This is a genomic window from Nitrosomonas sp. Nm34 (assembly GCF_900113925.1).
Taxonomy (GTDB): Bacteria; Pseudomonadota; Gammaproteobacteria; order Burkholderiales; family Nitrosomonadaceae; genus Nitrosomonas.
In genome coordinates this window covers 20,941-29,155 of record NZ_FORD01000033.1, presented here as the reverse complement: position 1 = coordinate 29,155, position 8,215 = coordinate 20,941, and the positions used below count along the sequence as shown (strand labels likewise).

Below are 8,215 nucleotides of genomic sequence, written 5' to 3'. Positions count from 1 at the left end.
ATTGGCGCTCTCATCGGAAAGACGCTGCTGACCATAAGTCTGTTCATCGCCAATATCACCGCTGACATTTTCTATGCGTGGATAACGCAGGACTTTTTGCCTAAACTTCTGCCCGCTTGCGTGATTGTCATGGACAACGCAACGTTCCATAAACGGCAGGATATCCAAACCGCCATTGCCAATGCCGGGCATACACTTGAATACCTGCCGCCTTATTCCCCGGGCTTAAATGACATTGAACCCAAATGGGCTCAGGCCAAAGCCATCAGAAAAAAGGAAGGGTGTTCCATCGAGCAGCTCTTTGCCGCTTATGAAATTTAAATCATTTTATATGAGATCTGCTATAGTGTTTAAACGTCCGGTACCCGGATAGATGAAACCCCACCATGATGGTCATGATTTCGCTTAGACACAGCGCTCCTTGCCGCCGACGCCGTTTCAGCGATGACTCTAATAAGTGCTGCTCCCATCGCGGCTCAAACTCTTTACAAAATTCGTCACTCTCACAAAAAATCGTTGTAGTATCCATGGAAATCTGACTCCTCTCATGATGAAATTCTTTTGCAAAACCATTTCATCATAAGGAATTCAGGTTTCTTTTACAGCTTTTCTTATGTCGAACTCACGTTAATACTGTCTGCGGCTCGCCTTCGCGTCATGTTTGATTTCAATATGGAATAAACTTACCGATGCTCTGAAGAATCCCTCATGCGCCATTCTAAATCCGGGCATTTTGCGTAATCAGTGATCAAGACGTTCGATTATCTGCTGCGCTTGCTTGTTCTTAGAAAATATCAGCCAATTTCATATTCTTGGACAAATGCTGTCAATGGTAGAGGGGAAGTGATATGGTCTAATAGACCCGGACACTCCAGTTAAGAGAAAATAGTCTTAATTGGAGGATGAAATGGAACCTAGGAAACACTATACAAAGGAATTCAAGCTGGATGCAATCAGCTTGGTAGTGGATGAGGGATTAACGATAGCAGAAGCTGCCAGAAGCCTGGAAATCAGGGCTAACATGCTTGGGCGATGGATCAGGGAGAGCCAGGCGGATACTAATGGTCAGGCATTGCGCGGTAATGGGAAACTGACACCGGAGCAGGAAGAAATCCGGCGGCTTAAACTAGAAAACAAGCAATTAAAGCTTGAGCGGCAAATACTAAAGGAGGCGGCGGTCTTTTTCGCGAAAGAAACGAAGTGAAGTATTCGTTCATCACCCAAAAGAAAAAGACCTACCCGGTCGGCCTGATGTGCCGGCTATTGGGTGTCAGCCGCAGTGCTTACTATGACTATGAACAACGCTGCTGCAATTGCCCGGATGATCTACACCACAGGCAACGACTTAATGCTGTGCAGAATATTGCAAAATCATGCGATTATACCTATGGCAGTCGCAGGATGAAACGAGCGCTAAGTGCCTTGGGCTACCGGGCTAGTCGCTGGAAGGCGAGAAGACTAATGCAAGAAGCCGGGATACAAGTGAAACACCGGAAGAAATACAAGGTGACGACGGACAGCAATCACCCGTTGCCAGTGTTTGAGAACCAATTGAATCGGCAATTTACGGTTGCCAGACCGGATCAAGTCTATGTTTGCGACATTACCTGCATTTGGACTCAGGAAGGCTGGCTGTATCTGGCGGTTGTTATCGATTTGTTCTCCCGAAAGGTGGTGGGCTGGAGTATGAGCTCACGGATGAAAGCAACACTGGTTTATGATGCATTACGAATGGCGATCTGGCTACGCCGGCCACCGCCTGGCCTGATCGTGCATTCGGATCGTGGGTCGCAGTATGCTAGCAAAGCATACCGCAATCTACTGAAAGCATACGGTTTTATTGGCAGCATGAGTCGTCTGGGAAATTGTTGGGATAATGCGGTTGCGGAAAGCTTCTTTGACAGCCTCAAGCAGGAACGCTGCCAATGGCGGCATTACCAAACCCGCCATGCAGCACAGCAGGATATTTTGCAGTATATCGCCGTGTTTTATAACAACCAAAGACTGCATTCATACCTGGATTACAAAAGTCCGAATCAATATGAAGCAGAAGCAGCAAAATCGATAAAAGCAGCTTAACTGAGGTGTCCGATTTTACTTGACCACGTCAGAGTGCAAGGAAGAAGGCTGTTTCCGGCTCTGAGGCGATAGTTTCATGCTCTGCAAATTCCTTGCTTGAGCCTTTCTTCTTAAAATTCTATTCAAAATTTTAACAGGAAATTAAGGTTAAATTAATTTTTATGAGACCAGCAAGAGGGGGGGTATAGACTGATACCCAACCGGATTGGCAGTTAAGCCCAGATTTTCCATTAGAACCTTAAATAGGAAGAAAAATCAATGTCTTGCTTTAATAGCCCTTTTTGAGAATAATGTTAAGAATCAGATAATTAGAATCCTAATGGAAAATCTGGGTAAATAATGATTGAACAGTACTCCAGTCAGATTTCCAGTTACTCTACAGACAGATTGGTATGGTACACATCTTATCGTTCTTGCCTCATTCAAGAAGTCTCAAATCTTCAATGATTACGGTAAAGCCTCTTCTTGTTGCTTTTTCTCAGGTTTTACTAAATCCTCGCGTTTGACCCCTAGTAACATTAGAAGTGGGCTTGCAACGAGCACAGAAGAGTAAATGCCAAACAAGATGCCGATGGTTAAGGCCAATGAAAAATAATATAAGGTCTCACCACCAAAAACAAGCATAGATACAACCACTGCCTGTGTACTGCCATGAGTGATAATGGTACGGGACATCGTTCGCGTTATAGCGTTATTAATAATTTGCGTTGCAGGTGCTTTACGCATCTTACGAAAATTTTCGCGAATGCGATCAAATACAACAACGGATTCATTTACTGAGTAGCCAAGAATAGCCAAGATTGCAGCAAGAACGGTAAGGGAGAATTCCCATTGAAAGTAAGCAAAAAACCCCAAAATGATAATCACATCATGCAAATTTGCGATAATACCAGCCACCCCAAATTTCCATTCAAAGCGCATCGCTAAATACGCCACGATGCCAAGTGATACAAACAGTAAAGCTAATGCACCATTTTCTAATAATTCATCACCTACTTGAGGGCCGACAAATTCCACTCGACGTAACTGGATAGATTCATCTAATTCTTTAAGGGAAGCTATTACAGTTTCTGATAGTTTAGCGCTAGATAGCTGATGCTTGACAGGTAATCTAATCAATACATCACGAGAAGTGCCAAAATTCTGCACTGAGGCATCGGGTATTTCGAGTGTAGCAAAGATTGATCTAATTTTATCGAGATTAGCGGGTTGGGCATAACTTACTTCAAGAACTGTTCCACCGGTAAAATCAACCCCTAAGTTTAATCCTTTTGTAACAATAAAAAAAAGCGAGACAAAAAAAGTCAATAATGAAATAGTAGTTGTATATTTCCCCCAACTCATAAAGGGGATATCACGTTCAAATTTAAAAAATTCCATAGTTTAAGAATCCTGATTAGCTATTTCAGATTAGACTTTCGTGTTCTCTGATACGAGTAAAACTGATACATGTTTAATTTACATGTCTATTGTCATTAACGCTTAATTACCTTGGGTTTCCAGACGGTACCAATTGAAATTCTTTCCAATTTACGATGCCCACCGTATATCAGGTTGACCATCGCACGAGAAACAGTTACTGCTGTGAATACAGAAGTTAGAATACCCAAACAAAGTACGACTGCAAATCCTTTAACTGGACCTGAACCAAAAGCAAATAATGCAATCCCTGCAATGAGTGTCGTGATATTTGAATCTACAATAGTTCCAAACGCTCGCTCGTAGCCAGCACTGATGGCGAGTTGTGGCGTTAAGCCATTACGAAGCTCATCACGAATACGCTCATTTATAAGAACATTGGCATCAATTGCCATGCCGACTGTAAGTGCAATTGCAGCCATTCCAGGAAGGGTCAGTGTCGCTTGCAAAATGGAAAGAAGGCTGATCAGCAATAAAAGATTTGCCCCAAGTGCAAGAACAGAAATCACGCCAATTGCTCTATAGTAAAGCATGATGAAAATGGCTACTGCTAGAAAGCCAAATAATGTCGAGTTGAATCCTCTGCTGATATTGTCAGCACCCAGACTAGGCCCTACCGTGCGTTCTTCAATAATTTCCATGGGCGCAGCTAATGCACCAGCACGTAATAATAGAGCAACATCACGAGCTTCCATACTGCTCATCCGACCACTTATCTGAACGCGCCCACCGCCGATTTCCTCGCGGATGACAGGTGCGGTGACAACTTCTGCACGATTTTTCTCAACAAGTAAAATTGCCATACGTTTGCCGACATTATTTCGTGTCAGTTGCTTGAAAATGCGTGCACCATTGCTGTCAAGGGTAACGTGAACAGCTGGTTGATTGTCGCTATCAAACCCGGGTTGTGCATCCGTAATACGATCACCGGTCAATAATATTTGCTTTTTTACCAGAATTGCACCGCCGCCACGTTCAGTAAGAAGCTCGGTACCAAATGGAATCTGCCCTCTTAACGCTGCGTCAATGTCGCTTTCATCATCTACCATCCTGATTTCCAGAGTGGCTGTTCTTCCCAGAATATCTTTTGCTTTGGCCGTATCCTGAACGCCAGGTAATTGCACGATGACACGATCGATACCAGCTTGCTGAATAACAGGCTCTGCCACACCGAGCTCATTCACACGATTACGCAACGTAGAAATATTTTGTTGTATGGTGGCACTCTGCATACGTGTTTGTGCTTCTGGCTTAATCGATACGAGCAGGCGAAAATCTCTTCCTGTATCCTGGGTGCGCACATCCAGATCAGAGTATATTTTCTTGAGCTCGGTTTCAGCTTTTGAACGTGATGGCTCATCTCTGAATTTAATGATGAGTTGTGAATCTTGTCGATCAAGGCCAGCAGATGATATTTTCTGTTCACGTAAGGTGCTGCGAATATCGCTGCTATAGCGATCCAGCGCTTTGGTTAATGCGCCATCCATATCTGTCTGCAGCAAAAAATGGACTCCGCCGCGTAAATCAAGGCCTAGGTACATGGGTAATGCACCTAGACTATTCAACCATTCTGGAGAATTTGGAATAAGATTGAGCGCTACAATGTAATCGGTGCCAAGCTCCGATTGCAGAATATCTCTTGCCTTAATTTGAACATCCGTATCAGCAAAACGAACTTTGATACTATTCCCCTCTACAAGTGTTCCTTCATTAAGGAGGCCATGTTTTTTAAGCGTACCTTCTACTTGCTGTAATAGTGGTAAGCCAGCCTCTGCTGTAGTTCGCAACGGTGAAATTTGTATTGCGGGTGATTCGCCATAAAAATTGGGTAAGGTATAAAGCAACCCAACAAGAAGCGTAATCGCAATAATTAAATTTTTCCAGAGAGGATAGCGGTTCATGGTGTCAAAAATGAATTTAAAAAAGGAAAAGAGGGGAGATAAATCACTCTAGTTTTTAATTTTTATTGAATTTTTCCGCTTTTGTCGCTACTTTCTTTTTGCGGCTCGTTAAGCGGTGCTACGCTCATATTCTCATCGCTACTTTCTTGGGTGTCGCTTGCTTTTTGCGATTTGTTAGTTTTAAGCGCTCTATTACTTTTGCCGGTATCGATACTTTTTAGCGTTCCTTTGGGCAATAAGGTTTGTACGCCAGCCTTGAGGACTGTGATTTCCACGCTGGGTGCTATTTCCACCATAATATAGTTTTCTCCCACACTCGTAACACGGCCTAGTTCGCCCCCACTAATGATAATTTCATCACCTTTTTGCAATCCTTCTCTCATTGACTTTTGTTCCTTAGCGCGCTTAGATTGTGGGCGAATCAATAAAAAATAAAAAATAACAAGAATCCCAATTAACGGCAGGAGACTCATTAAGCTTGGTTCAGCTTGAGCGCCATTAGCAGCTTGAGCAAAGGCTTCACTAATCAACATGATATTTTCTCCTGAAAAAAAGGTTAAAAATTATATTCTAACATGCTGTAGCATTATGCTTGAAATTCTCGTTCGTATTGCTCAAATTGGCCAAGCTCAATTGCTGTGCGAATTTCGCTCATGAGCTGCTGATAATAATAAAGGTTATGTAGTGTGTTCAGGCGTGCGCCAAGAATCTCGTTTGTTCGTTGTAAGTGATGTAAGTAAGCACGCGTAAAATGACGGCAAGTATAGCAGGGACATTGTTCATCTGGTGATGAGGTATCCAGACGGTATCGACTATTCCGTAATTTGATAATGCCATTTCGTGTATAGAGCCAGCCATTGCGCGCATTGCGTGTCGGTAAAACACAGTCAAACATATCAATGCCTTGTGCGACTGCATGGACAATATCTGCTGGCGTACCCACTCCCATCAAGTATCGGGGTTTATCAGGTGGCAATTGGGGTGCAACATGCGTAAGTATACGCTGCATGTCTGCTTTGGGCTCACCTACAGACAACCCGCCAATAGCGTAACCATCAAAACCTATCTGCTGTAAACCAGCGAGAGACTGGTCACGCAAATTTTCATGCATTCCCCCCTGAACAATACCAAAAAGTGCGTTGGGATTGCCATCGTGTGCACGCTTTGATCGCTCCGCCCAACGTAAGCTAAGTTCCATAGAGGCTTTTGCAATCGGCATATCAACTGGATAGGGGGTGCATTCATCAAAAATCATAACAACATCAGAGTGGAGTATGCGCTGAATACGCATAGATTCTTCAGGCGTTAAGAAACACATATCACCATTTACCGGGGAGCGGAATGCGACGCCTTTCTCACTGATTTTACGCAATTTGCCGAGACTAAAAACCTGGAAACCGCCTGAATCAGTGAGTATGGGGCCATTCCATCCCATGAAGTGGTGTAACCCTCCATGTGTTTCAATAACGTCTAAACCAGGGCGTAACCATAAATGGAAAGTATTGCCTAATATTATTTCTGCATTAATTTTCTGTAATTCACTCGGTGATACAGTTTTGACTGCTCCATATGTTCCTACCGGCATGAAAGCAGGTGTTTCCACTTTACCGTGGGCAAGTGTCAATGTTCCCCGTCTGGCTTGATTATCAATGCGATGCAATTCAAATTTCATACTTTTCTTTCAATAAGCATGGCATCACCATAACTAAAGAAGTGATAGCGTTGGCTAATGGCATGCTGATAGGCGCAACGAATATTTTCCATACCGGCAAAAGCAGATACCATCATAATTAAGGTAGAGCGTGGTAAATGAAAGTTAGTAAGCAATCGATCCACGATGCGGAAGTTAAAACCAGGTGTAATAAAAAGGTTGGTTTCACCATGCCCTGACTTTAGTTTCCCATTATTGGCGTTAGCGCAAGCTTCCAAGGCACGCAGTGAGGTGCTGCCGACTGCTAGCACGCGATTGCCGATCTGCTTGGCTTGTTGAATGGCATTAATCGTTTCTGCTGGTATGTGATAAATTTCTGTGTGCATTTGATGATTCAATATATTATCAGTTCGAACAGGTTGAAACGTTCCAGCGCCGACATGTAACGTTACATAGGCGATAATTACCCCCAAGTCATGCAATTTTGCTAGCATTGTTTCATCAAAATGTAACCCTGCGGTAGGCGCAGCGACAGCCCCCACCTCTTTTGCAAAAATCGTCTGATAACGTTCTTCATCCAGCTGGGTGGCTTGTCGCTCAATATAAGGTGGTAATGGTAGATTACCGTATTGCTCCAGTAATTCAATGACTGGAAGTTCATGTGCGAAGTGCAGTATATAGAAATTTTGTTCATGCCCTTGAACAATTGCGTTAATTTTGTTCCCCAGCAATAAACTTGATCCGATTTTGGGAGCATGGCTGGCACGTATCATTGCCAAAACATGATGGGAATCAAGCACCCGTTCTACCATGACTTCTACCTTGCCACCAGTCTGTTTGCTACCCCATAGCCGCGCTTTGATGACTCGAGTATTGTTAAAAACAATCACATCACCAGCGCGCAGGTATGTTGTTAGATCAACGAATAATGCATCTTGAAATTTGTTACTCGGACTGTCCAAATAGAGCAGGCGGCTGTCTACTCGATGCTGAGGCGGAAACTGCGCAATCAAATCATTGGGTAGAAAAAAATCAAAATCCTGAATTTTCATCACTCTTATTATACAGGTGTGCTCAAGCTATTCGCACGTTTCCCCATATTTGAATATATGCTGTGCTTAGGACAGATCATTCTTCTAGCTAAAACTGCTGTAATTATGAAAAT

Annotated in this window: 8 protein-coding genes; 2 read left to right on the top strand and 6 right to left on the bottom strand. The window is 43.3% G+C overall.

All coding sequences use genetic code 11. From position 1 onward, the window contains the following. A partial coding sequence (locus BM283_RS12270; RefSeq protein WP_175492127.1) for a transposase occupies positions 1-321 on the top strand: 321 nt, incomplete at its 5' end. A 1-nt stretch (position 322) separates the two neighbouring features. On the opposite strand, the gene BM283_RS18175 is transcribed toward BM283_RS12270, so the two are convergent. Further along, positions 323-529 carry a hypothetical protein gene (locus BM283_RS18175; RefSeq protein ID WP_139225273.1) on the bottom strand — a complete coding sequence of 69 codons (207 nt, stop codon included), beginning with the start codon at positions 527-529 and terminating at the stop codon, positions 323-325. Positions 530-907: 378 nt separating this feature from the next. Between BM283_RS18175 and BM283_RS12265 the strand changes: the two genes are divergently transcribed. Further along, positions 908-2,079, top strand: a protein-coding gene (locus BM283_RS12265; RefSeq protein ID WP_090693531.1) for an IS3 family transposase whose coding sequence is annotated in 2 segments (ribosomal slippage) — positions 908-1,187 and positions 1,187-2,079 — 1,173 coding nt in all. Because the reading frame shifts where the segments join, the coding sequence is not laid out codon by codon here. Positions 2,080-2,526: 447 nt separating this feature from the next. Here BM283_RS12265 and secF read toward each other — a convergent pair. The 5 genes from secF to queA all read right to left on the bottom strand — a co-directional run bounded on the left by secF (position 2,527) and on the right by queA (position 8,102). Then, the gene (gene secF, locus BM283_RS12260; protein WP_090693528.1) at positions 2,527-3,459 is read right to left on the bottom strand and encodes a protein translocase subunit SecF; all 933 of its coding nucleotides are present in this window, start codon (positions 3,457-3,459) and stop codon (positions 2,527-2,529) included. 95 nt (positions 3,460-3,554) lie between these two features. Further along, positions 3,555-5,399, bottom strand: a complete 1,845-nt coding sequence (secD, locus tag BM283_RS12255; RefSeq protein WP_090693527.1) for a protein translocase subunit SecD — start codon at positions 5,397-5,399, stop codon at positions 3,555-3,557. A 62-nt stretch (positions 5,400-5,461) separates the two neighbouring features. Continuing rightward, entirely contained in the window at positions 5,462-5,932 is a 471-nt protein-coding gene (yajC, locus tag BM283_RS12250; protein WP_090693524.1) for a preprotein translocase subunit YajC, read from the bottom strand. Between the two features lie 53 nt (positions 5,933-5,985). Then, positions 5,986-7,071 (bottom strand): tRNA guanosine(34) transglycosylase Tgt, encoded by a 1,086-nt coding sequence (gene tgt, locus BM283_RS12245; RefSeq protein WP_090693521.1) that lies wholly within the window; start codon positions 7,069-7,071, stop codon positions 5,986-5,988. Beyond that, positions 7,068-8,102, bottom strand: a complete 1,035-nt coding sequence (gene queA, locus BM283_RS12240) for a tRNA preQ1(34) S-adenosylmethionine ribosyltransferase-isomerase QueA (protein WP_090693519.1) — start codon at positions 8,100-8,102, stop codon at positions 7,068-7,070. Before queA ends, tgt begins: the two co-directional genes overlap by 4 nt. Positions 8,103-8,215 lie beyond the last annotated feature (113 nt).